Source organism: Kitasatospora sp. NPDC034035 (assembly GCF_055575755.1).
This window is the reverse complement of sequence record NZ_JBVISA010000003.1, coordinates 264,821-289,090: the sequence shown is the minus strand read 5'-3', so window position 1 is coordinate 289,090 and position 24,270 is coordinate 264,821. Positions and strand designations below refer to the sequence as shown.

The 24,270-nt window shown below is 73.4% G+C and carries 19 protein-coding genes; 5 read left to right on the top strand and 14 right to left on the bottom strand.

Annotated features, from left to right (window positions below):
* Nucleotides 1-30: 30 nt before the first annotated feature.
* The 5 genes from ACZ52J_RS06260 to ACZ52J_RS06240 all read right to left on the bottom strand — a co-directional run bounded on the left by ACZ52J_RS06260 (nucleotide 31) and on the right by ACZ52J_RS06240 (nucleotide 8,717).
* Complete coding sequence (locus tag ACZ52J_RS06260; RefSeq protein ID WP_465616227.1) at nucleotides 31-1,668, bottom strand: proline-rich domain-containing protein; 1,638 nt, start codon at nucleotides 1,666-1,668, stop codon at nucleotides 31-33.
* A 291-nt stretch (nucleotides 1,669-1,959) separates the two neighbouring features.
* A complete protein-coding gene (locus tag ACZ52J_RS06255; protein WP_465616225.1) occupies nucleotides 1,960-3,765 on the bottom strand; it encodes a GMC oxidoreductase in 1,806 nt (601 codons plus the stop codon).
* An 89-nt stretch (nucleotides 3,766-3,854) separates the two neighbouring features.
* A complete protein-coding gene (locus tag ACZ52J_RS06250) occupies nucleotides 3,855-5,486 on the bottom strand; it encodes a succinic semialdehyde dehydrogenase (RefSeq protein ID WP_465616223.1) in 1,632 nt (543 codons plus the stop codon).
* A 145-nt stretch (nucleotides 5,487-5,631) separates the two neighbouring features.
* Nucleotides 5,632-7,425: a serine/threonine-protein kinase gene (locus tag ACZ52J_RS06245; protein WP_465616221.1), complete on the bottom strand. Its 1,794-nt coding sequence runs from the start codon at nucleotides 7,423-7,425 to the stop codon at nucleotides 5,632-5,634.
* A 161-nt stretch (nucleotides 7,426-7,586) separates the two neighbouring features.
* On the bottom strand, nucleotides 7,587-8,717 hold the full coding sequence (locus ACZ52J_RS06240; protein WP_465616219.1) for a protein kinase family protein: 1,131 nt from the start codon (nucleotides 8,715-8,717) through the stop codon (nucleotides 7,587-7,589).
* 57 nt (nucleotides 8,718-8,774) lie between these two features.
* Between ACZ52J_RS06240 and ACZ52J_RS06235 the strand changes: the two genes are divergently transcribed.
* Nucleotides 8,775-9,326, top strand: a complete 552-nt coding sequence (locus ACZ52J_RS06235; RefSeq protein ID WP_465616217.1) for an SHOCT domain-containing protein — start codon at nucleotides 8,775-8,777, stop codon at nucleotides 9,324-9,326.
* 42 nt (nucleotides 9,327-9,368) lie between these two features.
* Here the strand turns inward: ACZ52J_RS06235 and ACZ52J_RS06230 are convergent, their stop codons facing one another.
* Nucleotides 9,369-11,360 carry a serine/threonine-protein kinase gene (locus ACZ52J_RS06230; RefSeq protein ID WP_465616215.1) on the bottom strand — a complete coding sequence of 664 codons (1,992 nt, stop codon included), beginning with the start codon at nucleotides 11,358-11,360 and terminating at the stop codon, nucleotides 9,369-9,371.
* Nucleotides 11,361-11,612: 252 nt separating this feature from the next.
* Here ACZ52J_RS06230 and ACZ52J_RS06225 point away from each other — a divergent pair, with 252 nt between their 5' ends.
* Nucleotides 11,613-12,176: a hypothetical protein gene (locus ACZ52J_RS06225; protein ID WP_465616213.1), complete on the top strand. Its 564-nt coding sequence runs from the start codon at nucleotides 11,613-11,615 to the stop codon at nucleotides 12,174-12,176.
* Between the two features lie 103 nt (nucleotides 12,177-12,279).
* On the opposite strand, the gene ACZ52J_RS06220 is transcribed toward ACZ52J_RS06225, so the two are convergent.
* From ACZ52J_RS06220 to ACZ52J_RS06205, 4 genes are all read right to left on the bottom strand, one after another.
* Complete coding sequence (locus ACZ52J_RS06220; protein ID WP_360495099.1) at nucleotides 12,280-13,404, bottom strand: GuaB3 family IMP dehydrogenase-related protein; 1,125 nt, start codon at nucleotides 13,402-13,404, stop codon at nucleotides 12,280-12,282.
* Nucleotides 13,405-13,570: 166 nt separating this feature from the next.
* Nucleotides 13,571-15,073: an IMP dehydrogenase gene (gene guaB, locus ACZ52J_RS06215; RefSeq protein WP_360495096.1), complete on the bottom strand. Its 1,503-nt coding sequence runs from the start codon at nucleotides 15,071-15,073 to the stop codon at nucleotides 13,571-13,573.
* Between the two features lie 300 nt (nucleotides 15,074-15,373).
* On the bottom strand, nucleotides 15,374-16,099 hold the full coding sequence (locus tag ACZ52J_RS06210) for a sigma-70 family RNA polymerase sigma factor (RefSeq protein WP_465616211.1): 726 nt from the start codon (nucleotides 16,097-16,099) through the stop codon (nucleotides 15,374-15,376).
* A gap of 332 nt (nucleotides 16,100-16,431) precedes the next feature.
* Nucleotides 16,432-17,043, bottom strand: coding sequence for a response regulator transcription factor (locus tag ACZ52J_RS06205; protein ID WP_014136228.1), 612 nt, complete (start codon nucleotides 17,041-17,043; stop codon nucleotides 16,432-16,434).
* A gap of 562 nt (nucleotides 17,044-17,605) precedes the next feature.
* On the opposite strand from ACZ52J_RS06205, the gene ACZ52J_RS06200 reads away from it, so the two are divergent.
* Complete coding sequence (locus tag ACZ52J_RS06200; RefSeq protein WP_049654358.1) at nucleotides 17,606-17,932, top strand: WhiB family transcriptional regulator; 327 nt, start codon at nucleotides 17,606-17,608, stop codon at nucleotides 17,930-17,932.
* Nucleotides 17,933-18,029: 97 nt separating this feature from the next.
* Here ACZ52J_RS06200 and ACZ52J_RS06195 read toward each other — a convergent pair whose 3' ends face one another.
* The 3 genes from ACZ52J_RS06195 to groES all read right to left on the bottom strand — a co-directional run bounded on the left by ACZ52J_RS06195 (nucleotide 18,030) and on the right by groES (nucleotide 21,531).
* Entirely contained in the window at nucleotides 18,030-19,028 is a 999-nt protein-coding gene (locus tag ACZ52J_RS06195) for a LysR family transcriptional regulator (protein ID WP_465616209.1), read from the bottom strand.
* Nucleotides 19,029-19,479: 451 nt separating this feature from the next.
* On the bottom strand, nucleotides 19,480-21,111 hold the full coding sequence (groL, locus tag ACZ52J_RS06190) for a chaperonin GroEL (RefSeq protein ID WP_360495088.1): 1,632 nt from the start codon (nucleotides 21,109-21,111) through the stop codon (nucleotides 19,480-19,482).
* Nucleotides 21,112-21,225: 114 nt separating this feature from the next.
* Nucleotides 21,226-21,531 carry a co-chaperone GroES gene (groES, locus tag ACZ52J_RS06185; RefSeq protein WP_014136232.1) on the bottom strand — a complete coding sequence of 102 codons (306 nt, stop codon included), beginning with the start codon at nucleotides 21,529-21,531 and terminating at the stop codon, nucleotides 21,226-21,228.
* A gap of 249 nt (nucleotides 21,532-21,780) precedes the next feature.
* On the opposite strand from groES, the gene ACZ52J_RS06180 reads away from it, so the two are divergent.
* Nucleotides 21,781-22,095: a hypothetical protein gene (locus ACZ52J_RS06180; protein ID WP_465616207.1), complete on the top strand. Its 315-nt coding sequence runs from the start codon at nucleotides 21,781-21,783 to the stop codon at nucleotides 22,093-22,095.
* Nucleotides 22,092-23,288, top strand: a complete 1,197-nt coding sequence (locus ACZ52J_RS06175) for a THUMP-like domain-containing protein (RefSeq protein WP_465616205.1) — start codon at nucleotides 22,092-22,094, stop codon at nucleotides 23,286-23,288. Before ACZ52J_RS06180 ends, ACZ52J_RS06175 begins: the two co-directional genes overlap by 4 nt.
* Before the next feature lie 32 nt (nucleotides 23,289-23,320).
* On the opposite strand, the gene ACZ52J_RS06170 is transcribed toward ACZ52J_RS06175, so the two are convergent.
* Nucleotides 23,321-24,232 (bottom strand): polysaccharide deacetylase family protein, encoded by a 912-nt coding sequence (locus ACZ52J_RS06170; protein ID WP_360495079.1) that lies wholly within the window; start codon nucleotides 24,230-24,232, stop codon nucleotides 23,321-23,323.
* Between the last annotated feature and the right edge of the window lie 38 nt (nucleotides 24,233-24,270).

Below are 24,270 nucleotides of genomic sequence, written 5' to 3'. Positions count from 1 at the left end.
CCGCCCTGTGCCGTCCGGACCCTTCGGACCTCAGGGGTGCTCGCGCCAGACGCTCGGGTCCACCGACTCCTCGCCCCGGGCCTGCGGCGCGTCGGCGGGGACCGGAGTCCCGGCCGCGGGGGTGGGCGGCGCCTCGTGCGAGCCCAGCACCTCGCTCACCCCGGCCCCGGGGGCGGTCGGCCCGTCCTGCGGCACGGCGGCCTGCGCGGGGACACCGTGCGGCGGACCGCTCTGCACGGGAGCTCCCTGCGCCGGACCACCCTGCGCGGGGACGCCGTGCGGCGGCGTCGGCCCGTACGGCACCTCCGGCGGCACGGGCGCGGGCGCGTACGGATACGGATGCGGATGCGGAGCAGTGCCCTGCGGCGCGCCCCCGCCGCGGACCGCCGCCAGCAGTGGCGGCACCAGCAGCGCGCCGGCCACCGCCCAGGCCGCGTTGGCCGCCAGGACGGTGAGGAAGGTCAGCCCGACCGAGTTCTCCTGGGACACCGCCGTGTCGGTGGCCCGGCTCCAGCCCGCCACGGACGAGGTCCGGGTCATCATCGCCCCGGCCACCGCCATCAGCGCGGTGAGCGCCGTGGCGTGCACCGCCGCCAGGCGCAGCCGGTCGGCCGCGTCCAGCTGTCGCCGGTACGCCGTCCAGCCGAGCAGGCCCGCCGCGGCGAGCGCCAGCAGGCCGGCCCAGCGCCAGTCGGCGGTCACCTGGTCGCGCAGGTCGAAGAAGGAGAGGTCCAGGTCCTCGCTGCGGTCGCCCCAGGACGTCTTGCCGCCGGTCATGCCGCTGTGCGCCTGGAAGGTCGCGCCCGAGCCGAAGCCGAGCAGGGTGAGGCCGAGGTTGGGCAGGAAGGCCAGCGACAGCCCGGTCTGCCCGCCGCTCGTGCTGTTCGCCGCGACCAGGACGAAGGCCGCCGTCGCGGACAGGGCCACCGACAGCGCCATCGCCTGGCCGGCGGTCAGCGCGGCCACCGCCCAGCCCCGCACCGACCGGCTACGCCAGGCGGCCCAGCGCAGCGCGTCGGTGCCGTAGACGGTGAAGGCCAGCAGTCCGGCCAGCACCACGGTCCAGCCGACCGCCTCCGGCCAGCCGGCGCCCGCGGTGATCACCGGCCGGGCCAGGTCCTGGCCGCTGGTACCGGTGTAGTCCGGGATGTCGTAGGTGTCCTGCGGCTGCCAGGTCGTACCGCCGACCGCCCAGAGCACCGTCGTCACCCCGGCGAGGACCAGGGCGGTGCGCAGCGCCTCACCGGCGGCCTGGACCCGGGTCAGCTGGCCCTCCACCGCCTTGCGCCGCCGCAGCCCGGCCCGCAGGCCGAACCAGAGCGCCAGGCACCACAGGGCGGTGACGGTCATCGGCGCCACCCGGAAGACGATGTCCATCCGTTCGGCGTGGCCCCGGCTCAGCGGGCTCTGGTACCCGAGCTTGAACGGCGCGCCGAGCGCGTTCAGCGCCATCGACAGTGTCGCGCCGAAGCGGTCGCCGAAGTCGGGCGACCGGAACCGGTACTCGTACTGGTAGTCGCCCGGGATGGCCGCGATCAGCGCGGCCATCAGCAGCACGACGGTCGGCGCGACGGCCGCCCTGAACGCCGGGCGCCAGTCGGGCCCGGTCAGCAGACGGCGGACAGGAGGCGGCTGGGTGTACGGCGTCCCGGCGCCCCACGTGCCCACCGCGGGCGGGGCAGGCGGGGCAGGCAGAGGCGGGGCCCCCGCAGGCGGGGCCGGCAGGGGCGGGGCCGCGGCGGGCGGGGGCGGGGGCGGAGGCGCGAGCGGCCGCCCGCACGAGCCGCACGCCGACGCCCCCTCCACCGAAGTCGCGCCGCACGATGCGCAGTTGGCCATGGACCGGTTCCCCCCGCTCGACGAGTCCCTGGGTTGCCCCAAGGAGCCCGTTTATCCCATCGGACCCGAACGGATGTCAACCGGGAACAGGGGCAGGCGGATTGGGGGGTCGGACCGGCTTCAGCCGCGCTTCTCGGGAACCTCCGGGACGGGCAGCAGCGGCAGTCGCAGCGCGCCGAACGCGCTCTCCGGCACGGCCGGCCGCACCGGCGCCACCGGGGTGACCCGCCGGTACGCCTGGTCCTGCGCCGGGCGCCGGTCCGTCTCGCCCTTGTTCGGCCACATCGACAGGGCGCGCTCGGCCTGCGCGGTGATGGTGAGCGAGGGGTTGACGCCGAGGTTGGCGGAGACGGCCGCGCCGTCCACCACGCTGATCCCCGGGTATCCGTACAGCCGGTGGTACGGGTCGACCACGCCGGTCTCGGGGGCGTCGCCGATCGGGCAGCCGCCGAGGAAGTGCGCGGTCATCGGGATGTCGAAGATCTCGCCGACGGTGCTGCCCGCGAAGCCGTTGATCTCGTCGGCCAGCGCCTGGGCGCCCTTTTCAGCGGCGGGGATCCAGGTCGGGTTGGGCTCGCCGTGGCCCTGGCCGGAGGTGAGCCGGGGCTTGCCGAGCGGGCCCTTCTTCAGCGAGACGGTGATCGAGTTGTCCAGCGACTGCATCACCAGGCCGATGATCGTCTTCTCGGACCAGCCGCGCTGGTTCATCGAGCGGGCGAAGGTCACCGGGTGGCGCACCGAGTTGCCCAGGTAGCGCAGCCAGCGCGGGACCGCTCCGCCACCCTTGACCTGGGCGATCGACAGCGCGCCCATCGCGTTGGAGCCCTTGCCGTAGCGGACCGGCTCGATGTGGGTGTTGGCGTCCGGGTGGATCGAGGAGGTGATCGCGACGCCCTTGGTGAAGTCCGCCTTGGTGCCGTAGCGCCGGTCGGTGGTCTGCGCGCCCACCAGGGCCTCGGAGTTGGTGCGGGTCAGCTCGCCGAGCCGGGCGGAGATCCGGGGCAGGTGCCCGGCGTCGCGCATCCGGTGCAGCAGCGACTGGGTGCCGTAGGTGCCGGCCGCGACGACCACCCGGGCGGCGGTGATGGTCCGCGCGCCCGCCTTCACCCGGTCCGTCTTCGAGCGCGAGTCGGTGCGGCGCACGTCCACGGCGAAACCGTGGTTCCCGTCGGCACCGGGGAGCTCGCGGATCCGGGCCACCGTGGTGAGCGGGTGGATCTCCGCGCCGCCCCGCTCCGCCAGGTAGAGGTAGTTCTCGGTGAGCATGTTCTTGGCGCCGTGCCGGCAGCCGGTCATGCACTCGCCGCACTCCACGCAGGCCTTGCGGGCCGGGCCGGCGCCGCCGAAGTACGGGTCGGCGACCTCGTCGCCGGGCGCCGCCTTGGCCGTGCCGTCGGTGTCCTTGCCGTCGCCGAAGAACACCCCGACCGGTGCCATGTGGAAGGTGTCGCCGACGCCCATCCGCTCGGCGGCCGCCTTGAGGTGGACGTCGGAGGGGGTGACGGTCGGGTTGAGCCGGACCCCGAGCATCCGCTGCGCCTGGTCGTAGAACGGCGCCAACTCCTCCTGCCAGTCGGTGATGTGGCGCCACTGGCGGTCCTCGAAGAAGGCCTTCGGCGGCACGTACAGGGTGTTGGCGTAGTTCAGCGAGCCGCCGCCGACCCCGGCGCCGGCCAGGATCAGCACGTTGGCGAGCAGGTGGATCCGCTGGATGCCGTACAGCCCGAGCTGCGGAGCCCACAGGTAGTTCGGCAGGTCCCAGGAGTTCCTGGGCAGTTCGTCCCGGTCGAAGCGCCGTCCGGCCTCCAGGACGGCGACCCGGTAGCCCTTCTCGGTCAGCCGCAGCGCCGCGACCGATCCGCCGAAGCCGGATCCGACCACGACCACGTCGTAGTCGAACTCCGTCGCACCGCCGGACTCCACCATCTGCCACCGCTCCTTCGCCGGGATGAACATGCCTGTGGGAACCACGAGTCGGGCCCCGCACGACCGCGGGGCCCGGCTGTCGCGGGGGCCTACCTGAAGCGCAGCGCCTTGAGCGCGCGCAGCCCGCCGGTCATCACGGCGGCGAACTGCTTGTCGTCCAGGCCGAACGAGGGCGCGATCGGCATCAACCGCTGGGTCGCGATGGTCTGCGCCTCGGTGAAGCGCAGGATGCCCTCGGCGCCGTGCCGGCGGCCCAGCCCGGAGTCGCCCATGCCGCCCATCGGGGAGGCGACCGAGCCGTACGCGGCCGCGTAGGCCTCGTTGACGTTGACCGTCCCGGTGCGCAGCCGGGCCGCGACCGTCCGGCCGCGCCGCCGGTCCCTGGTCCAGACGCTGGAGTTCAGGCCGTACGGCGTGGAGTTGGCGGCGGCCACCGCCTCGTCCTCGGTGTCGAAGCGGTAGACGGAGACGACCGGGCCGAAGGTCTCCTCGGCACAGACCGCCAGGTCCGGGGTGACGCCGTCGAGGATGGTCGGCTCGAAGAAGAACGGGCCGAGGTCCGGCCGGGCGCGGCCGCCGGCCACCACGGTGACGCCCGCCTTGACCGCCTCCTCCACGTGCCGGGTGGTGGTCTCCAGCTGGCGGACGGAGACCAGCGAGCCCATGTCCGCGCCGTACGCGAGGCCGCCGCCGAGGCGCAGCGCCCGGGTGCGGGCGGCGAAGCGCTCCAGGAACTCGTCGGCCACCGAGCGGTGCACCAGCAGCCGCTCGATCGAGATGCACAGCTGCCCGGCGGAGGAGAAGCAGGCCCGTACGGCGCCCGCGGCGGCGGCGTCGAGGTCGGCGTCGGAGAGCACCAGCATGGCGTTCTTGCCGCCGAGTTCGAGCGAGGCGCCGACCAGCCGGGCGGCGGCGCGCTGGGCCACGTCGCGGCCGGTGCGGGTGGAGCCGGTGAAGGAGACGTAGTCGGCGTGCTCCACCACGGCGGGGCCGATCACCGGCCCGTCGCCGATCACGACCTGCCACAGGTCGCCCGGCAGCCCGGCCTCGACCAGCAGCTCGCGGGCCCACAGCGCGGTCAGCGCGGTCTGCGTGTCGGGCTTGTTGACCACGGCGTTGCCGGCCACGAAGGCGGGCAGGGCGTCGCCGATGGACAGCTCCAGCGGGTAGTTCCAGGGCGAGATGTGGCCGATCACGCCCTTGGGGCGGCGGGCCTCGACCGCGTGGGTGAGCACCGGCAGCGCGCCACCGTGCCGCTTGTCCTTGAGGTACGTGTGCGCGGCGCGCCCGTAGTGCCGGGCGGCCATGGCGACGGCCAGCACCTCCTCGAAGGCGTGCAGTCGGGCCTTGCCGGTCTCCGCCTGGATCAGGTCCAGCACCTCGTCCTGCCGCTTGAGCAGCAGGTCGTGGAAGCGCAGCAGGACGGCGGCGCGGCGACGCACCGGCAGCGCGGCCCAGGCCGACTGGGCGCGGCGGGCCAGCTGGAAGGCGACCTCGACGTCGGCCGGGGTGGACTGAGGCAGGCCGGCCAGCCGCTCGCCGGTCAGCGGGGCGACGGTGTCCACCAGGTCGGGCTCGCCGGCGGCGGTGACGCCGGCGGCCAGCCGGTCGACCAGGGAGCGCGGGACGGCCGCTGCGACGGTCCGGCCGCCGCCGGGGGCCGCCGGGTTGCCGGCGCCGGGGTGTTCGGTGGCCACTGCATCTGCTGTGAGGTCCGACATACGGCGCAGCCTAGGCCTTCGGGGGCCGGTCCGGTACCCGTCGGTAACAAGAATCTGCCGCAGTCGGGCGAAAGCGGACGCTCCGGCCGTCGAAGCGTTCCGGCCGTCGAAGCGTTCCGACGTGGGCGCCGTGGGCGCCGTCGGCTCAGCGGGTCGGCGCGAAGTAGTGGAGCACCGCGTTGAAGCGCTGCTCGGCCTCGTTCCACTCGTTGCCCCGCTCCGGGCTGGACGAGTAGATCGCGTAGCTGGTGCCGTCGTCGTCGATGAACTCGGCCTCGATCGCCCGCCGCCGGCCGCCGCCCTGGGCGGCGTAGCTGAACTCCCAGACGGCCGCCTCGTGGCCGTTGACCGCGACGCTGGTCATCTTGTGCTGCTTGTAGTCCTTCAGGGACTTGGAGACGGAGCTCTCCATCTGCCGCATGTGCTCCAGCGGCTTGACCGACTGCCCGACGGTGACGGCGAACTGCAGGTAGTGCGTCTTGTTGTCGGGGCTGTAGTAGATCTGGTTGTCGGACGCGGCGGTGCGCTGCCAGGCCGGGGTGCCCGAGGGCAGCGGGAAGCGGAAGCCGGCCGGGTCGTCGACCCAGTGGTAGCCGTCGGGCGCCGCGCTCGGGGGGCTGGCGTCGCTGCTGGGCCCCGGTCCGGTCGACTCGACCGGACCGGTCGGCGTCGGGTCGTCGGAGCCGTCGCCCACCACGTGCTGGGTGGCGAGGAAGGTCCCCGCGGCCGCCAGCAGGCCGACGGCCACCGCGATGGCGACGATCTTCGCGGTGCTGCGGCGCTTGGCCGGGCCGCGCGCGGGCGTGACGGAGTGCGGTACCGGCGCGACGGGCGCGGTGTGCGCCTGCCCGGCGGCCACCCCGCCCCCGGAGGTGTCCTGGACGGCGGGGGCCACGACGCCGGAGGCCGCGACGGCAGCGACTGGGGCGGCTGCGGCGGGGTCACCGGCGGACGCCCGCGGCTCGGTCGGCCCCTCGGAGCCCTCGGTGCTCCCGTCCGGGGCCTCCGCGGCCTCCGCCCGGTGCTCTCTGCGGTCCACCACCGGTACCGACTGGGTGGGCAGCCGCACCGGCGCGACGGCCTTGAAGCCCATCGTGTGCCCGGCCTGCACCTCGGCCAGCATCCGGGCCACCTCGTCCGCGGTCGGCCGGTCAGCCGGGTCCTTGGCCATCAGCGCGGCCAGTACCGGCCCCAGCGGCCCGGCGCGGCGCGACTCCGGCAGCGGCTCGTCGACCACCGCGGCCAGCGTGCTGATCGGCGAGTCCCGGCGGAACGGCGACTGGCCCTCGACCGCCGCGTACAGCGTGGCCCCGAGGCCCCACAGGTCGGAGGCCGGGCCGGGCCGCTCGCCCTGGGCGCGCTCCGGCGCCAGGTAGTCCGGCGAGCCGACCAGGTCGCCCGGCCGGGTCAGCTCGGTCGAGCCCTCGTACTTCGCGATGCCGAAGTCCAGCAGCACCACCCGCCCGGTGCCGCGCTCCAGCAGCACGTTGGCCGGCTTCACGTCCCGGTGCAGCACGCCCAGCTGATGGCCGCGGTGCAGGGCGGCGAGCACCTGGCTGCCGACCTCGGCGGCGGCGCGCGGCTGCAGGGTGCCGTCCTGGCTGATCACGTCGGCCAGCGAGCGGCCGTCGACCAGCTCCATCACGATCCACGGCCGGCCGTCCTGCTCCAGCACGTCGTGCACGGTGATCACACCGGGGTGCTTGATCCGCGCGGCCGCGCTGGCCTCGCGCTTCATCCGGGTGTGCAGGATCTGCAGGTCCTCCTCGGGCAGGTGGTTGACGGTCAGCTCCTTGACCGCGACCTCCCGGTCGAGCATCCGGTCCCAGGCCCGCCAGACGGTGCCCATGCCGCCCCGGCCGAGCCGCTCGCCGAGCTCGTACCGCCCGGCCAGCAACCGCTCCGCCTCGGCCGCCTCCGGCCGGTCCTGCACGCCCATCCGCGACCGCTCCCCCACACATTCCGCCTGCCGTCACCGCGACGGATGGCCTGGTGCAGACCACTGTTCGAACAAATCCCACGCACACATTAGGCGTACGGTGCCGCCCTCGGTAATCACGCCCACCTCCCGGACCAGCGGTGCCGGATCCGCCCGGGCCGTCAGCCTGCGAACAGCACCACGGCGACCATTCCCAGCGCCAGCAGGACAAAGACGCCCCCCACCAGCAGCGGACCCAGGAGGGAGGGGGGTATCCGCGGCGGTTTCACCCCGCCACCGGGCCCGTTACCGGCGCCGTCGCCCGCCCCGGCCTTCCCGGAACCCCCGGCGTTTCCACCCCGTCGGCCGACCCGGGCGCCCCGGCGCGGCCGCACCGGCACCAGCGGCGCCTCCGGCTTCAGCGTCACCGCCCGCGCCACCCGCTCCTCGTCCACCGGCTCCGGCGCGCCCGCCAGCAGCTCCACCAACTCGCGCCACACCGCCTCCGCGGTCGGCCGCAGCACCGGGTCGGGCTGCAGCAGCCGCTCGACCAGCGGCCCCAGCGGCCCGCAGACCGCCGAGTGCTCGCGCCGCCCGTCCCGTACGGCCGTCACCAGCTCCGGCACGCCGCCCTCCGGGTACGGCGAGCGGCCGGTGACCAGCCGGTGCACCAGCACCCCGAGCGCCCAGCAGTCGCCCGCCGGGCCGCCGTCCAGCGGCCAGCGCTCCGCCACCGGGCCGACCAGGGTGGCCCGTACGTCGTACCGGCGCCGTCCGCCCGGCCCGCCGAGCTCCTCGGCCAGCGCCTCCTCCGCCACCCCGGCGAGCAGTCCGCCGAGCATCGCCGCACCGTCCTCGCAGAGCAGCACCGACTCGGCGGTCAGGTTGCCGTGCGTGAGCCCGGCCCCGTGCAGCGCCCGCAGCGCGCCGGCCAGGTCCGCCGCCAACTCGGCCGCCCGGTACGGCGGGACCGGCCCGCCGACCAGCAGTTCGGCCGCCGTCAGCCCGGCCGGCCGCTCCTCCGCCGTCCACAACAGCTCGCCCTCGGCGAAGGCCCCGACCCCGCGCAGCAGCCGCGGGTGCGCGGCCGGCGCGGCCGAGCCGACCGCCGCCACCCGCCGCACCAGCCGGTCCGCCTGGGCGGGTGCCACGTCCTCCGGGTCCTGACCGGCGGTCAGCAGCGCGGGCAGCTCCAGGGCACGCAGCAACACCGATTCGCCGGTCCGCTCGTCCACCGCCTGGGCGCGGAAAGGTTCGGGACGGTCCGTCAGCCGGTACCGTCCCGCCAGCAACTGCCCGGGGCCGCCTCGCATGCCAGTTCCTCTCGCTCACCGAGCAGCCTACTGAGCGGCTCCTTTACGCTCGGTCCCATGGACTGGACCGATCTGATCGACACCGCCTTCAAGGTGACGGGAAACAACAACCAGGCGAACCGGGCGGAGGCCGTCCGCACGGTCGAGGGGACGGTCATCGACGGCGAGAAGCCGGTCGCCTCCACCGCCGGGCGCCACCCCGACCACTTCCGCAAGGGGATGCTCGTGCTGACCACCCATCGGCTGCTCTTCCTGAAAGACGGGAAGCCTCCGGTACCGGTTCCGCTCACCGCCGTCACCGACGCCACCGTGACCCGCACCAAGCTCAACGGCGAGGTGCTGACGGTCGTCGCGCTGACCGGCTCGCACCGCTTCGAGGACGTGGTCAAGGCCGACGTCTTCGCCGAGCAGGTACGGGAGTCCGCCCGGCTCGCCCGCACCGCCCCGCCGGCCGCGCCCGCCGCCGCCGCCGCCGCACCGACGGACCCTGCCGCGCTCGGCGAGGGCGAGCAACTCGTCGGCCGGCTGGAGCGGTTGGCCGCCCTGCACGCCTCCGGGGCGCTCACCGAGGACGAGTTCACCCGGGCCAAGCAGCGCCTGATCGGCTGAACCCGTCCCCGCTGAACCCGTCCCCCGTGGGCCCAGCGCTGGCTACGGCGCGGGCTGGAAACTGCCGAAGACGACGTCCCGGACCGGGGCCTGCGCGGACCACTCCGCATCCGGGACGATCCAGTAGATCGAGTAGCCGTACTTGGCCGGAGTCCCGGTCACGAAGCCGCGGTTGAGCGAGTGCGTCTTGGGCGTGCCGCTGGTCCACTCCCAGTCCGCGGCGTTGCTCCACTGCCGGTAGGAGATCGCGGACAGGTTCAGCCGCTGGTAGTTGCTGACCTGGCCGCGCAGGCCGGGCTCGGACTCCTGCCAGTCGGCGACGGCGCTGGCGCCCGGCGTGGTCGTCCACTCGATCCGCAGCTGACTGCCGTCGGCCGCGTTCTTGAAGATCCTCCGGTTGGCGTCCGAGCTGCTCGGCTGCAGCCAGTCCGGCAGCACGACCGAGAAGCCGCTCGGGTCCTTGTACTCGTGGTACCCGGCCGGCACCGCGCCGCCCGGTGCGGGCTGCGCCGGGGTCTGGGCGGGCACCGGGGGCTGCACGGGAGCCGCGGGCGTGGTGGCGCCAGGCGTGGTGGCGGGCTGCGCGGGCACGGGAGCGGCGGGCGTGGTGGCGTCCGTGCCCGGCGTCCCGGGGGCGGTGCCGGCGGGCACCGGCTCCGGCGCGGGCGGTGTGGCGCTCGGCGTGGCGTCCGTGGTCGCCGCCCCCGGCGTGGTGGCGCCCGCGCTGTGGGTGGCCGCGCCCTTCGTGTCGCCGGTACCGCCACCGAGGGCCTGGACCACCGCGACCACTCCCGCGATCAGCAGCAGCACCACGACCACGGTGGCGATGGCCAGCCGTCGCCGGCCGGTGCGCGGGTTCGCCCCGGCGGCCTGCGTCGCGCCCAAGGTCCACTCGCTGGTCACCGGCCGGATCGGCTCGGGCACCGGCTCCGCCGCCGCCGTGACGGGATCCGCCACGGCGGCTGCGGGTGGCTCCTCGTCCCGGGCCCGGCTGCCCACCCGGACCGTCCCCAGCAGCCCGCCCACGGTCCGCTTCCGGCCGTCCTCGGGCCTCTTCGGCTCCGACTCCGACTGCGGCTTCGCCTCCGCCGGCGGCTTCGCCTCGGACTCGGCCTTCGACTCGGACTCGGCCTTCGACTCCGCCGCGGCGGCCGGCTTCCCCATCGGCACCGCGTGCTCGGTGGTCGACTCGGCCCTCACGGTCGCGTCCGCGACCACCCGCTTGAGCATCGACCGGGTCTGCGAGGCGTCCAGCCGATCGGCCGGGTCCTTCTCCAGCAGCCCCTCGATCACCGGCCGCAGCGCCCCGGCGTTCACCGGCGTGACCAGGTCCTCGGTCATCACCGCGGTCAGCGTGGCCAGTGCCGAGCCGCGGTCGTACGGCGGCCGCCCCTCGACCATCGCGTACAGCGTGCCGCCCAGCGACCACAGGTCGGCCGGCGGCCCGGGCTTCTGCCCGCGGGCCCGCTCCGGGGATATGTACGAGGGCGCGCCGACCAGCATGCCGGTGGAGGTGACCGAGGCGTCGCCCTCCACGCTGGCGATGCCGAAGTCGGTCAGCACGACCCGGCCGTCCTCGCCGATCAGCACGTTGGAGGGCTTCACGTCCCGGTGCAGGATGCCCAGCGCGTGCGCGGCGATCAGCACGCCCAGCACGTCGAGCGCGATCTCGGCGGCCCGGCCGGGCGCGAGCGGCCCGTCCTCGCGGATGACGTCGGCCAGCGAGCGGGACTCGACCAGCTCCATGACGATCCACGGCCGGTCGTCCTCGTCGACCACGTCGAAGACGGTGACCGCGGAGGTGTGCCGGATCCGGGCGGTCGCCTTGGCCTCGCGCAGCGTCCGGACGATCAGCCGGTGCTTCTCCTCCTCCTCGACGCTGGCGTTCATCCGCAGTTCCTTGACCGCGACGGTCCGGCCGAGCATCTCGTCCTCGGCGCGCCAGACAGTGCCCATGCCGCCGCGTCCGAGCACGCCGTTCAGGCGGTAGCGGCCGGCCAGGAGGCGGCCGGTGGAACCCTTCGCCTGGGTCATTCGGAACGTTCCCCCATGTGCTGCTGGCGGTCGTGGTGACGGCGCGTCGGACCGGCCGGGCCCGAACGCCCAAGCCTCCATCATCCCCTGTCCCGGGGGCCCAGGACCACCCGCCCCCCGCTCCAAGCTGGGACGAACCGGAACGGGTGCGGCGCTCCGTGCCCGATCTGTGATCGAAAACTCGCCAAGATCCGTTCGATTCACTGCTACCGTTCGGCAGCTCATCGTCTTTTCCGGGGGGATTCGACGCCCATGACCGCACCCGCACCGGGCACTGACGGCCCCTCGGCCCGGCCGCGCACCGCCCAGCACTACTCGGTCGCACCCCCTCCGACCTCCCCCGACGGCTACGTGGCGCCCGGCATGCCCGGCGCCCCGGTGACCGGTTACGACCCGGTCACCCCCGCGCCCCGGACCACCCCCCGCCGCCGCACCGCCCTGGCCGTCGCCCTCGCCGTCCTCGCCATGCTGCTCGGCGGCCTGGCCTACGGCTGCGCCCCGCTGCGGGCCGCGGACAGCCTCGGCTGGCTGGCCATCGCCCCGGCCGGCCTGGTCGCCCTCCCGCTCGGCCTGCTCGGTGGCCGGAACCGGCTGCTCCCGCCGCTCGGCGCCCTCCTCGCGGCCGGCGCGCTCCTCCTCGGCCAGCTGACCGAACACCTCCGCCGGGTGCACGCCGACGGCCCCGGCCCGCGAGGGCTCCTGTACGACACCCTGACGACCTGGCGTGCCGACCTCCGCCCGCTCGACGCCGCCTTCTACGCCATCGCCCTCGTCGGCGGCTTCCTCCTCACCCGCCGCACCGCCGACCGCGGCTGACCCCCACGGACGACAGCCGCCCCCCGGCCCCCGGACAGCCCGAAGGCCCCCGCCCGACTCCTGGAACCCAGGGAGTCGGCGGGGGCCTTCGTCGGGACGCGACTCAGCGGTCGAGCGCCGGGGTGACCGTCACCTCGACCCGCTGGAACTCCTTGAGCTCCGTGTAGCCGGTGGTGGCCATCGCGCGGCGCAGCGCACCGAACAGGTTCATGGTGCCGTCCGGGGTGTGCGACGGACCGGTGAGGATCTCCTCGGTGGTGCCGACCGTGCCGAGGTCCACCCGCTTGCCGCGCGGCAGCTCCTCGTGGACGGCCTCCATGCCCCAGTGGAAGCCCTTGCCCGGGGCGTCGGTGGCGCGGGCCAGCGCGGCACCGATCATCACGGCGTCGGCGCCGCAGGCGACGGCCTTCGGGATGTCGCCGCTGTAGCCGACGCCGCCGTCCGCGATCACGTGCACGTAGCGGCCGCCGGACTCGTCCATGTAGTCGCGGCGGGCGGCGGCCACGTCGGCGACGGCGGTGGCCATCGGCACCTGGATGCCGAGCACGTTGCGGGTGGTGTGGGCGGCACCACCACCGAAGCCGACCAGCACGCCGGCCGCGCCGGTCCGCATCAGGTGCAGGGCCGCGGTGTACGTGGCGCAGCCGCCGACGATCACCGGGACGTCCAGCTCGTAGATGAACTGCTTGAGGTTGAGCGGCTCGGCGCCGCTGGAGACGTGCTCGGCCGAGACGGTGGTGCCGCGGATGACGAAGACGTCGACGCCGGCGTCCACCACGGCCTTGGAGAACTCGGCGGTGCGCTGCGGCGAGAGCGCGGCGGCGGTGACCACGCCGGAGTCGCGGACCTCCTGGATCCGCTGCTTGATCAGCTCGGCGCGGATGGGCGCGGCGTAGACCTCCTGCAGCCGGCGGGTCGCGGTGGACGCGTCGGTGATCGAGGCGATCTCGTCCAGCAGCGGCTGCGGGTCCTCGTAGCGGGTCCAGAGGCCCTCGAGGTTCAGCACGCCCAGGCCGCCGAGGCGGCCGATGGCGATGGCCTGCTGCGGCGAGACCACACTGTCCATGGGGGCTGCCAGGAACGGCAGCTCGAAGCGGTAGGCGTCGATCTGCCAGGCGATCGAGACCTCCTTCGGGTCCCGGGTACGGCGGCTGGGGACGACGGCGATGTCGTCGAAGGCGTACGCCCGGCGGCCGCGCTTGCCTCGCCCGATCTCGATCTCAGTCACTTCGAGCCCTTCTGCTGTGTTGCTCATGCCCGCCGGGTCACCCCGGCCGCACCCAGTATCCCGTACTACCGGCGGCCCCGCCCCGACGGCCCGTTCCCCGGACGGGCGAGGGCCCGCCGCTGCGGTGCAGCGGCGGGCCCTCGGTGGTTCGTGCCGTACGGACCGGTCAGCGGGTCGAGTAGTTCGGCGCCTCGACGGTCATCTGGATGTCGTGCGGGTGGCTCTCCTTGAGGCCCGCCGAGGTGATCCGGACGAAGCGGCCCTTGCTCTCCATCTCGGCGATGGTGCCGGCGCCGACGTAGCCCATGGTCTGGCGCAGACCGCCGACCAGCTGGTGCAGGACGGCCGACAGCGGGCCGCGGTACTGCACCTGGCCTTCGATGCCCTCGGGGACGAGCTTGTCGTCCGAGGCCACCTCGGCCTGGAAGTAGCGGTCCTTGGAGTAGGAGCGGCCCTGGCCGCGGGACTGCATGGCGCCCAGGGAGCCCATGCCGCGGTAGGACTTGAACTGCTTGCCGTTGATGAACAGCAGCTCGCCCGGGGACTCCTCGCAGCCGGCCAGCAGCGAGCCGAGCATGACGGTGTCGGCACCGGCGGCCAGCGCCTTGCCGATGTCGCCGGAGTACTGCAGGCCACCGTCGCCGATGACCGGCACGCCGGCCGCCCGGCAGGCCAGCGCGGCCTCGTAGATGGCGGTGATCTGCGGGACGCCGATGCCGGCGACCACGCGGGTGGTGCAGATGGAGCCGGGGCCGACGCCGACCTTGACGCCGTCCACGCCGGCGTCGATCAGCGCCTGGGCGCCGTCGCGGGTGGCAACGTTGCCGCCGACCACGTCGACCCCGACGGCCGACTTGATCTTCGCGATCCAGGCCAGCGCGTTGTGGCTGTGGCCGTGCGAGGTGTCCACCACGAGGAAGTCCACGCCGGCCTCGACCAGGGCCTGGGCCCGGTCGAACGCCTCGGCGCTGGCGCCGACGGCCGCGCCGACCAGCAGCCGACCCTCGGCGTCCTTGGCGGCGTTCGGGTACTGCTCGGCCTTGACGAAGTCCTTGACGGTGATCAGGCCCTTGATCCGGCCCTCGTCGTCGACCAGCGGCAGCTTCTCGATCTTGTGGCGGCGCAGCAGTGCCATCGCGTCGACGCCGGAGATGCCGACCTTGCCGGTGATCAGCGGCATCGGGGTCATGATCTCGCGGACCTGGCGGCTGCGGTCGGACTCGAAGGCCATGTCGCGGTTGGTGACGATGCCGAGCAGCTTGCCCGCCTCGTCGGCGATCGGCACGCCGGAGATGCGGAACTTGGCGCACAGCGCGTCGGCCTCGGCCAGCGTGGTGTCCGGGCCGACCGTGATCGGGTCGGTGACCATGCCGGACTCGGAGCGCTTCACCAGGTCGACCTGGTTGGCCTGGTCCTCGACCGACAGGTTGCGGTGCAGCACGCCGACGCCGCCCTGGCGCGCCATCGCGATGGCCATCCGCGCCTCGGTGACCTTGTCCATCGCCGCGGAGAGCAGCGGGATGTTGACGCGGACGTTCCGGGAGACCCGCGAGGACGTGTCCACCTGGTTCGGCAGCACCTCGGAGGCCCCGGGCAGCAGCAGGACGTCATCGAACGTGAGCCCGAGCATGGCGAACTTCTCGGGTACGCCTGCGGCGTTGTAAGACATTTGGGGGTACCTTCCGTGGCCGGCCTTATCCGCTCACGCCCTGAGGGTGGGGGCGCATTCATCGCTCACTCGCGCAGACCGCCGAAGCCGGGTGCAATGGGAGGATCCTCCAAGGGGACCCCGCGCGCACCCGTGAAACTTTGGCAACCCGCCCAGGCGCCGATACCCCATGGTACTGGCACCGCGAATGTGTCCTCGTGTGCCCTTGACAACAACCCCGCCCCGTTGCTTGCCCCAACCCCAGCCGACAGCCCCAGCCGACAGCTACCCCCAGTGGCCAGCCGGCGAGAACGGCCGAGGTCAGGAGGACTCCTCCGCGAGCGCCCGCAGCCGGCTGAGCGCCCGGTGCTGGGCCACCCGGACGGCCCCCGGCGACATGCCGAGCACCTCGCCGGTCTCCTCCGCCGACAGCCCGGCGGCCACCCGCAGCAGCACCAGCTCGCGCTGACGGGCCGGAAGGTTGGACAGCAGCTCCTTCGCCCAGGCCGCGTCGCTGCTCAGCAGCGCCTGCTCCTCCGGGCCGAGCGCCTCGTCCGGCACCTCCGGCAGGTCGTCCTGCGGGACGACGGTCGAACCGGGCCCGCGCATCGCGGCCCGCTGCAGATCGGCGATCTTGTGGGCGGCGATGCCGTACACGAAGGCCTCGAACGGCCGCCCCTGGTCCTTGTACCGGGGCAGCGCGCAGAGCACGGCGACGCAGACCTCCTGCGCGACGTCGTCCACGTGGTGCCGGGCCCCGCCGGGCAGCCGGACCAGCCTGGCGCGGCAGTACCGCAGCGCCAGCGGGTGGACATAGGCGAGCAGGGCGTCGATCGCCGGCCCCTCGCCGCGCACGGCGGCCGCGACCAGCTCGCCCACCAGCGGCGAGCTGCCCGTACCGAGCACCGGCGGGCGGCGTAGTCCGACGTCGGCACCGGAACCGCCCGGGCCGTCGGAATCGGCGTACGACGGATCGTGACCCGGGCCGGAGGGCTCGGCCTCCACCGGGTCCGCCTGGCCGGACGCACCGGCGACGTCGTCGCGCATCGGTCCATGGTGCCTGGTCGAGCGGGAAAACGCGGCACCGCGTCCGGAGTTGTGCACCGGAACGTTATGCGCTGCGGCACCGTAGGGCGTGCCGCGCACCACCGGCCCCTCCTGCACCGTGCCGCCTCCCGCCCCGCCGTCGGTGGTTCCGTCCGTCGCGCCGTCCGCCGAGTGTCCTGCGGCTGCGTGGTTCGCCACAGTGCCTGTCCGCTGGTCCCCGAGGTGCTCCACTCCTCCATGGTGCAACCTCGGGACCGTAACGTCACACGCCCGTGCGGCATCCGCCCCGGGGATCACCGGTGGCGCGCCGCACCCGGCGGCGCCGCCGGTGGTCAGCGGACCAGGCCCCAGCGGAAACCCAGCGCCACCGCGTGCGCGCGGTCGGAGGCCCCGAGCTTCTTGAACAGCCGTCGGGCGTGCGTCTTGACGGTGTCCTCGGACAGGAACAGCTCGCGCCCGATCTCGGCGTTGCTGCGGCCGTGGCTCATGCCCTCCAGCACCTGGATCTCACGCGCCGTCAAGGTCGGCGCGGCACCCATGTCGGGGCTGCGCAGCCGGCGCGGGGCGAGCCGCCAGGTCGGGTCGGCGAGGGCCTGGGTGACGGTGGCCCGCAGCTCGGCGCGCGAGGCGTCCTTGTGCAGGTACCCGCGGGCGCCCGCGGCCACCGCGAGCGCGACACCGTCGAGGTCCTCGGCGACGGTGAGCATGATGATCCGCGCGCCCGGGTCGGCGGACAGCAGTCGCCGGACCGTCTCGACCCCGCCGAGGCCGGGCATCCGGACGTCCATCAGAACGAGATCGGAGCGGTCGGCCACCCAGCGGCGGAGGACCTCCTCCCCGTTCGTCGCGGTGGTGACCCGGTCCACACCGGGTACGGTCGCGACCGCGCGGCGAAGCGCCTCGCGGGCGAGCGGGGAATCGTCGCAAACGAGAACGGAAGTCATGACTGTCGTCCTCCGCAGCTGATCCGCGTCACGTTGAGCCTCCTGGCTGGTACGAACCTCTCCGACACGGCCGATCGGCGGCAGACTCCGTGCTGATCGCCCCAACTTGCCCGCGATCGTTCCCGATGTCCGACGCCCGCTAACCGCCTCCGCACTTCCAACGACCGTCACTCGAATGAGTTACGGCCTTCAGGGCCATCTCCACCACTGTACGTGGCCGACTCGTTACCGATCAGCCGCATCGCGGTGCACACGCCGCACTTTTCCGCAGCTCGCGCGCGGTGGGCGTGCGACCCGCACACCGATTCGGTGCGTCGCGCGCCCGTTGGCCACCCAATTGCCACGCCCGCGCCCGCCGAAGGCCCTTGCCCACTTTGCCCGTTTTTATAGCTTTCGTATGGTCATTGACTGTTGTGCCAGTGTGTGGGTGACTTGTCCATGGAGTCGCCTTAAGTCATATTTCCAGGTGTCCACACCAGTGCATCGAAGCCCCGCCGTACCGCTCGGCAGCAGCCCGCCGAGTTCCCGGCCTGCGGCCGACGGCCTCTGAAGGGAATGAGCCATGGCAGATTTCTCCCGCCTCCCCGGTCCCAATGCGGACCTCTGGGACTGGCAGCTCTCCGCAGCCTGCCGTGGCGTGGACAGCTCGCTCTTCTTCCACCCGGAGGGCGAGCGCGGGGCCGCGCGCAGTTCGCGCGAGGCCAGCGCCAAGGAGGTCTGCATGCGCTGCCCGGTGATCGCCGAATGCGCGGCGCACGCCCTGGCGGTCCGCGAACCGTACGGCGTCTGGGGCGGGATGACCGAGGACGAGCGCGAGGAGATGCTGGGACGCTCGCGGCACCGGCTGGTGGAGGTCCCACTGGCCCCGCCGGCGGTCGCGCAGCGCTAGACCCGCCTCCACGACGCGCCGTGAAGAAACGTTTCTTCTCGGCGCCTCAGCCCGCTCACAGTCGGTACGGGACCTACGGGAGTTCCGTCACCCACCGTCAGCGGGCGCCCGCCGCCTCGGCCAGCCGCTCCAGCATCAAGGCCACAGCCGGCACCTCGGCCAGGTCCGGCAGGGTCAGCGCGACCACCCGGCGAACCGCCGGCGCCCCCGAAGCCGTCCGCACCGGCACCGTCGACACGCCGTCAGGGCGCACCGACTGCAGGGCCAGCTGGGGCAGCACCGCCACCCCCAGCCCGGCCGCCACCAGGCCGACCACCGCCGGGTAGTCGTCCGTCGCGAAGTCGATCCGGGGCTCGAATCCGGCCCCCGCGCAGAGCTCCACCAGGTGCCCCCGGCACTGCGGGCAGCCGGCGATCCACTGCTCCCCCGCCAGCTCGGCCAGCTCCACCGGCCCGCCCCGCCCGGCCAGCGGGTGGGCGGCGGGCAGCAGGCCCACCAGCGGGTCGTCCAGCAGCGGGGTGACCACCAGATCGGACCAGTCGGTCCCGGCCGACAGCTGCTGGGCCTCCAGGTTGGCCTCGGCCCGCGCCTCGCGGGGGGTGCTGTGCGCGGACACCGGCAGCGCGGCCGCGCCGTCGGACTGCGGGTAGCGGAAGGCCAGCGCGATCTCGCACTCGCCGCCGCGCAGCATCGCCAGCGACTCCGGCGGCTCCGCCTCGACCAGCGACACGCGCACCCCCGGATGGCCGTCCCGCAGCCGGGCTACGGCGGGCGGCACCAGGGTGGAACTCGCGGTCGGGAAGGAGACCAGTCGCACCCGGCCGGCCCGCAGTCCGGCGATCGCGGCCACCTCCTCCTCGGCGGCGGAGAGCCCCGCCAGGATCCCGGTGGCATGCTTGAGCAGGACCCGCCCGGCCTCGCTGAGCTGCATCCCGCGGCCCGAGCGGACCACCAGCGGGGTGTCCACGGACTTCTCCAGGGCCTTCATCTGCTGACTGATGGCAGGCTGCGTACACCCCAGCTCACGGGCGGCGGCGGAGAAGGAGCCGGTGCGGGCGACGGCACGCAGGACGCGCAGATGGCGGGCCTCGATCATGCCTTAGTTATAAGGCAATCTTTGCGTTCTGCAAAATTCTACTGATGATTGAAGCCTCAAGCCGCGCCGCCCCGAGCGGCGTCACGGGCGAGCGGGCGAGCAAGCGCCCCGAGCGGCGTCACGGGAGAGCGGGCGAGTAACCGCCCCGAGCCGAAGGGGCGCGCCGGTGCCGAAAGGGAGAAGCGAGGGAGCGAGGCACGAGCGAGGGAGCACCGACCGTCGGCACCGGGTCAGAGCGCCCCGGAGGCGAGTGGGCGAGTAACAGCCCCGAGCCGAAGGGGCGCGCCGGTGCCGAAAGGGAGAAGCGAGGGAGCGAGGCACGAGCGAGGGAGCGCCGACCGTCGGCACCGGGTCAGAGCGCCCCGGAGGCGAGTGGGCGAGTAACAGCCGGAGGCCCGGCCCGACACCCCTCGCGGGGTGCGGACCGGGCCTCCGGTCAGTGGTTCGGGCCTCAGTGCGAGTGGCCGTGACCGTGGGAGTGGCCGTGACCGTTGTCGGCCTCCTCCTCCTTCTTCTCCACCACGAGGGTCTCGGTGGTGAGCAGCAGGGAGGCGATCGAGGCGGCGTTCTCCAGGGCGGAGCGGGTGACCTTGACCGGGTCGATGACGCCGGCCTTCAGCAGGTCGCCGTACTCGCCGGTGGCCGCGTTGTAGCCGTGGCCGGTCTCCAGCTCGGCGACCTTGTGGGTGATGACGTAGCCCTCGAGGCCGGCGTTCTGGGCGATCCAGCGCAGCGGCTCGTGCAGCGCCTTGCGGACGACCGCGACACCGGTCGCCTCGTCACCCGACAGGCCCAGGCCACCGTCCAGCACCTTGGCGGCGTGGACCAGGGAGGCGCCACCGCCGGCGACGATGCCCTCCTCGACCGCGGCACGGGTCGCCGAGATGGCGTCCTCCAGGCGGTGCTTGCGCTCCTTCAGCTCCACCTCGGTGGCGGCGCCGACCTTGATGACGCAGACGCCGCCGGCCAGCTTGGCCAGGCGCTCCTGCAGCTTCTCGCGGTCCCAGTCGGAGTCGGTGGCGGCGATCTCACCCTTGATCTGGGCGACGCGGCCGGCCACGGCCTCGGTGTCACCGGCACCGTCGACGACGGTGGTCTCGTCCTTGGTGATGGTCACGCGGCGGGCGGTGCCCAGCACGTCCAGGCCGACCTGGTCGAGCTTGAGGCCGACCTCCTCGGAGATGACCGTGCCGCCGGTCAGGGTGGCCAGGTCGCCGAGGATCGCCTTGCGGCGGTCGCCGAAGCCCGGGGCCTTGACGGCGACGGCGTTGAAGGTGCCACGGATCTTGTTCACGACCAGGGTCGACAGCGCCTCGCCGTCGACGTCCTCGGCGATGATCAGCAGCGGCTTGGTGGCACCGCCCTGCAGGATCTTCTCCAGCAGCGGCAGCAGCTCCTGGATGGAGGAGATCTTGCCCTGGTTGATCAGGATGTACGGGTCCTCCAGGACCGCCTCCTGCCGCTCCGCGTCGGTGACGAAGTACGGCGACAGGTAGCCCTTGTCGAACTGCATGCCCTCGGTGAAGTCCAGCTCCACGCCGAAGGTGTTCGACTCCTCGACGGTGATGACACCGTCCTTGCCGACCTTGTCGATCGCCTCGGCGATCAGCTCGCCGACCTGGGTGTCCTGCGCGGAGAGGGACGCGACGGCGGCGACGTCGTCCTTGCCCTCGATCTCGCGGGCGATGGAGAGCAGGTGCTCGGAGACGGCGGCGACGGCCTTGTCGATGCCCTTCTTCAGGGCGGCGGGGCCGGCACCGGCGGCGACGTTGCGCAGACCCTCGTTGACCAGGGCCTGGGCCAGCACGGTGGCGGTGGTGGTGCCGTCACCCGCGACGTCGTTGGTCTTGGTGGCGACCTCCTTGACGAGCTGCGCGCCAAGGTTCTCGTACGGGTCGTCCAGCTCGACCTCGCGGGCGATGGTGACACCGTCGTTGGTGATGGTCGGGGCGCCGAACTTCTTGTCGATGACGACGTTGCGGCCCTTGGGGCCGATGGTCACCTTGACGGTGTCGGCCAGCTTGTTGACACCGCGCTCCAGCGAGCGGCGGGCGTCCTCGTCGAACTGCAGGATCTTCGCCATGTTCCCTATTCCCTCGGGGCTGCGGCCGGCCCGGCCGCCGAACTACGTGAACCAACAACCACGCCCCGGGCCACTGTCACGAAGGACACGGATCCGGGGCGGGTCGGGGACGACTTACTTCTCGATGATGGCGAGAACGTCGCGAGCGGAGAGCACCAGGTACTCCTCGCCCTGGTACTTCACCTCGGTGCCGCCGTACTTCGAGTACAGGACGATGTCACCCACGGCGACGTCGAGCGGCAGACGCTGGCCGTCCTCGAAGCGGCCCGGGCCGACGGCCAGGACGACGCCCTCCTGGGGCTTCTCCTTGGCGGTGTCCGGGATAACCAGGCCGGAGGCCGTGGTGGTCTCGGCGTCGAGCGGCTGGACCACAATGCGGTCCTCGAGCGGCTTGATGGCAACCTTGCTGCTGGTGGTCACGTCCGAGCTCCCCTTCGGAGATTACGGGGTTTTCTAACGGGTAGGGCGAGCCTGCGGGTCTGCCGTCGCGGGGGTCAGACACACGTTCTCGCATTAGCACTCCCCCGGTGGGGAGTGCCAAGGACGACCATAGGCCTGTGTTAGCACTCAGTCAACCAGAGTGCCAACGACGCGCCCGTGAGGTCCGGGAATGACGGATGAGTACTCGTACTCATGTGCGCCCGGCCGACCGCTCGACACACTCGTGCCATGACCGATACCCCGGTACGCGTAGGACCGTCCCGCACCGACGACATCCTGCTCTCCGCGGTTCTCCTGCCGGTGCTCGCGGTGATCCCGCTCGTCGCGTTCTGGCTGACCCTCCGGCTCGGCTTCGCCGCCACGGACGCGGCGGACGTGATCGTCCCCGTCGGGCTGCTCATCGGCGTGGCCGCCGGCCTCGGGGGGCCCCTGTCCGTCGCCTTCCGTACCCGGCGTGCCGGGTACGCGGTCCTGCCGGCCGCCGCCGCCGTGGCGCCCTTCCTTGTGCCGGGCTGGGCGATGGCGGGCTACCCCGGCCTGTGACCGGCGAGAATGGCCCCGTGGACACCGAGAACCTCCAGCCGCTGCTGACGCCCGAGGGCCAGGCCCTGCTCGCCGAGTTGCGCGAGTTCACCCCCGAGGAGGAGCTGGCGCTGGCCACCCGGCTGCGGCGGGAGCACCCGGCGGAGCTGGTGTCGGCGGCCTTCGGGCAGGCGCGGCTGCGGCAGCGGGCGCGGGCGAAGTTCGGGGCGGACGCCGACCTGATGTACTTCACGCCCAACGGGGTCGAGCAGTCCACCCGGCGCAGCGTCGCCGAGTGGCGGGCGCGGCGGTTCGCCGAGCTGGGCGTGCGGCGGCTGGCGGACCTGTGCTGCGGCATCGGCGGGGACGTGCTGGCGCTGGCCCGGGCGGGCGTCGAGGTGCTGGCCGTCGACAAGGACCCGGCGGCCTGCGCCGCCACCGCCGCGAACGCCGCCGCGCTGGGCCTGGCCGAGCTGGTCGAGGTGCGCTGCGCGGACGTCGCCGACGTGGACGTGGCCGGCTACGACGCGGTGTTCACCGACCCCGCCCGGCGGACCTCGCGCGGCCGGGTGTTCGACCCGGAGGCGTACGCCCCGCCGCTCTCCTGGGCGGTCGCGGCCGGCCGGCGGGCCCCGATCGGGGCGCTGAAGGTCGCGCCGGGCATCCCGCACGAGGCCGTCCCGGCGGACGCCGAGGCCGAGTGGGTGTCCGACCACGGCGACGTCAAGGAGGCGGTGCTCTGGTTCGGCACCAAGGCCGCCCACCCGCACCGCGCCACCCTGCTGCCGCAGGGCGCCGTCCTGACCGGCGGCGACCTGCCCGACCCGCCGGCCGGCCCGGTGGGGCGCTACCTGTACGAGCCGGACGGCGCGGTGATCCGGGCGCACCTGGTGGCCGAGGTCGCCGAGCAGGTCGGCGGCCGGCTGATCGACCCGAAGATCGCCTACCTGACCTCGGACGAGCTGGTCGCCACCCCGTACGCGCACGCCTTCGAGCTCACCGACGTGCTGCCCTTCCACATCAAGAAGCTGAAGGCGCTGCTGCGCGAGCGCGGGGTCGGCACGGTGGTGATCAAGAAGCGCGGGATGGCGATCACCCCGGAGGAGCTGCGCCGCCAGCTCAAGCCCTCCGGCCCGAACACCGTCACGGTGATCCTCAGCCGGACCGACCACGGCCCGCTGATGATGCTGGGGCAGCCGGTCCGCGCGTCGTAGCGGCCTACGGGGCCCTACGGGGCCTACGCGGACTACGAGGCGGGGGCCTGGATGTAGTCCTCCAGCCGGGCCACCGAGAAGCCCTGCTCCTGGATCCGGGCCAGCAGGTCGCCGAACATCTGGGTCATCGTGGCGCCCTTGAGCTCCTTGGGGCCGCGGAAGTGCGCCAGGATGATGTCGCCGGGCTTCAGCTTCTTGTCCCCGGCCTGGTACTGCATGTCGTGGATCTGCATCGATTCGCGCCACAGCACGATCGCGCGCGGGCCGCACTCCTGCACCGAGGTGTTGAGCGTCGGGGTGTTGGCGCCGTCGCCGAACGGCGGGCGGAACAGCAGCGGGGCGGTGCCGTACTGCTGGGTGAGCGCGGCCTGGTCGTCGCAGATCTCGGACTTCTGCTTGTCCGGCGACAGCTTGCTCATCACCGGGTGGGTGACGGTGTGGTTCTGGATGTGGTTGCCCAGCGCCTGGAGCGGCTTGAAGTAGCCGTAGTCGTTCTTGACGATGTCCTTGGTCAGGAACATCGAGATCGGCACCTTGAGGTCGGTCAGCATCTCGACGAACTTCGGGTCCTTCTCGGCGCCGTCGTCGATGGTGATGAAGACCACCTTGTCGGTCGTCTTCACGTCGCTGAACACCGGCACCGGGCCGGTCCGTTCGAGCTTGACGGGCTTGTCGGCGGGCGCCGCCGGGGCGGGCGCGAGCGGGGTGAGGTTCCACTTCGCCCAGGCCGCCGCGCCGGCGACCGCCCCGGTGGTGGCGCCCGGGGAGGCGCCCCCGCCGGCCGGGGCGGCTCCGGTCGGCCGGGGCGCGGCCGGCGGCGCCGTGGTGGCGGCCGGGGCGCCGCCGCCTCCGTTGTCACCGCACGCGGTGGCGAAGGCCAGCAGGGCCAGCGCTCCCGCCGCGTAGGTCCTGGTCCTGGTCCTGCTCCGCCCGTTCCTGCTCACCGCACCGCGCTCCCGGCTTCCGTCCAGCTTTCTCTCAG

Bases quoted from the DNA above. Each gene is read 5' to 3' on its own strand.
- ACZ52J_RS06255 (WP_465616225.1), bottom strand. From the start codon at position 3,765: ATGGTGGAGTCCGGCGGTGCGACGGAGTTCGACTACGACGTGGTCGTG.
- ACZ52J_RS06250 (WP_465616223.1), bottom strand. From the start codon at position 5,486: ATGTCGGACCTCACAGCAGATGCAGTGGCCACCGAACACCCCGGCGCC.
- ACZ52J_RS06245 (WP_465616221.1), bottom strand. From the start codon at position 7,425: ATGGGCGTGCAGGACCGGCCGGAGGCGGCCGAGGCGGAGCGGTTGCTG.
- ACZ52J_RS06240 (WP_465616219.1), bottom strand. From the start codon at position 8,717: ATGCGAGGCGGCCCCGGGCAGTTGCTGGCGGGACGGTACCGGCTGACG.
- ACZ52J_RS06235 (WP_465616217.1), top strand. From the start codon at position 8,775: ATGGACTGGACCGATCTGATCGACACCGCCTTCAAGGTGACGGGAAAC.
- ACZ52J_RS06230 (WP_465616215.1), bottom strand. From the start codon at position 11,360: ATGACCCAGGCGAAGGGTTCCACCGGCCGCCTCCTGGCCGGCCGCTAC.
- ACZ52J_RS06225 (WP_465616213.1), top strand. From the start codon at position 11,613: ATGACCGCACCCGCACCGGGCACTGACGGCCCCTCGGCCCGGCCGCGC.
- guaB (WP_360495096.1), bottom strand. From the start codon at position 15,073: ATGTCTTACAACGCCGCAGGCGTACCCGAGAAGTTCGCCATGCTCGGG.
- ACZ52J_RS06210 (WP_465616211.1), bottom strand. From the start codon at position 16,099: ATGCGCGACGACGTCGCCGGTGCGTCCGGCCAGGCGGACCCGGTGGAG.
- ACZ52J_RS06205 (WP_014136228.1), bottom strand. From the start codon at position 17,043: ATGACTTCCGTTCTCGTTTGCGACGATTCCCCGCTCGCCCGCGAGGCG.
- ACZ52J_RS06200 (WP_049654358.1), top strand. From the start codon at position 17,606: ATGGCAGATTTCTCCCGCCTCCCCGGTCCCAATGCGGACCTCTGGGAC.
- ACZ52J_RS06195 (WP_465616209.1), bottom strand. From the start codon at position 19,028: ATGATCGAGGCCCGCCATCTGCGCGTCCTGCGTGCCGTCGCCCGCACC.
- groL (WP_360495088.1), bottom strand. From the start codon at position 21,111: ATGGCGAAGATCCTGCAGTTCGACGAGGACGCCCGCCGCTCGCTGGAG.
- ACZ52J_RS06180 (WP_465616207.1), top strand. From the start codon at position 21,781: ATGACCGATACCCCGGTACGCGTAGGACCGTCCCGCACCGACGACATC.